This window comes from Limisphaera ngatamarikiensis (assembly GCF_011044775.1).
Taxonomy (GTDB): Bacteria; Verrucomicrobiota; Verrucomicrobiia; order Limisphaerales; family Limisphaeraceae; genus Limisphaera; species Limisphaera ngatamarikiensis.
Window position 1 is genome coordinate 1 of record NZ_JAAKYA010000013.1, and the last position, 1,623, is coordinate 1,623.

At 55.9% G+C, this 1,623-nt stretch carries 1 protein-coding gene; it reads left to right on the forward strand.

Features of this window, described 5'->3' with window-relative positions; all coding sequences use genetic code 11:
* Positions 1-782, forward strand: a 782-nt coding sequence (locus tag G4L39_RS14555; RefSeq protein ID WP_205880727.1) for an RHS repeat-associated core domain-containing protein, incomplete at its 5' end; no start/stop codon positions are given.
* Positions 783-1,623 lie beyond the last annotated feature (841 nt).

The following is a 1,623-nucleotide window of genomic DNA, read 5'->3' on the forward strand; positions in this document are numbered from 1 at the left end:
ACGGCACGGGCCTGGTGCTCTATGAATACCGCGCCTACAGTCCCTCCCTGGGAAGGTGGTTGAGCAGGGATCTTATCGAGGAGCGTGCTTTTCAAGAATATGCACTAAGGCCACACATAGCTATCATAGGGTCGCGCTTGTTGGTGCCTCGGGAGCGTGTAGAGACTGTCGATCATCGTGCATACATTTTTGTTGGCAATGCGCCGATCCGCCACAATGATTACTTAGGACTTGAAAAGGTCTGTTCACGCTGGCATTGCGGACGGGCAATTGACCGCGCGTTGCGGCTTACGTTCGAGGACGTTCTCAGACGTTATAGTAATCTAAGTCTTTGGGGCAAGATTAAGGCATGCGCTCCCATTTGGGCTCCTGTCCCCGGCTTTGATATGGCTTGGGACATGGAGACAATCACGTGGGCCTGGGGAAACGAACTGCATTGCGGCAATGAGAAAACATGCGAGGGAACGGTGACAGTCGCGGGTGGCTGCTACGATGCATGGGACGTTAACTTCATGTTGTACGGCTGGGCAGCGCGCTTATGCGGCATGAAAGCGACGGACCTCATTGCATACGTGGTAGGTTGGAAGCTTGCAAAGCCAATCCTTGCCGATGATGGAGAGGGAAATGATTGGGAAAGGCCAGGACAATGGCTTGGTTTCGCGATCGCGGGATATTATTTCAGTTTTGACCCTCCCGCACCGCCGTCGTCGCTTTCCGGGTGTAGCGCCTGTGCGAAACGCACACAGTATCCGAAGCACTTGGAGTCGGTGTGGCCACGATGAAGTCTATTCCCTTAGCAATCCTTCTCGCAGCCGCTTTTGTGGGCCTCTGGTTTTACGCTGGAACGTGGACCAAGAAGTATTGGATATATAATTGTGCGTTCCGGGTTTCAGGCGTAGTTGTAGATGCTTTTTCAAAACGCCCCCTATCGGATGTGGAAGTCCGTGTGCGGTGTTACGAAGCCATAACGAGTGACCACAAGTTGCGCGGGAAGCCCTTATACTCCACCAACTACGTTGTGAAGACTGATGCTGATGGCGCGTTCAGCGTGTTTTGCTTCGGTGGCCGCATATCACTTAACTTTAATTACGATGGTTATGACGAAGATAGCTGTTGGAGTTTCAGCAACCGAGAGAGCTGCCCCCTCATCGTGACGAACCTGCTGATCGAGTTGAAGCCGAGACGAAAGCTGCCTGGCCAAACAAGTCTTAGGGAATCTATAGGCGCGGAGGCTACGCCGAACTGAGCCCTAAATCCTCGCCCCTGTCGCACGTACTCGAGCGGGCCGCTGTGGCTGCGGAGTGTGAAGCATCCAGAGCCGTAGCGTTGCACCCCTCGCCTCCGCACCCGTTGGTTCCAGCGGCTTCTTTGCGTTCGGACCCCGGGCAGGGCTGCCGGCGGGCCTCCGGCACCATGGAAAATTCCGGCGGCCGTTTTCTCGCCCTCGGGCTGCGATGGGCCACCGGCGCTCCCACCGGTTTGGCAACAGGCTGCTACCGACGGCTAAACACGGCCACAACCACTCCAGCTGCTCGATTTTTCAAGCATGTACTGGGTTGGAGTCTGCGGTGGAGCAGCAACACGGTCAACCGGCTGAACCAGTACACGGCTCGGACGGTGCCG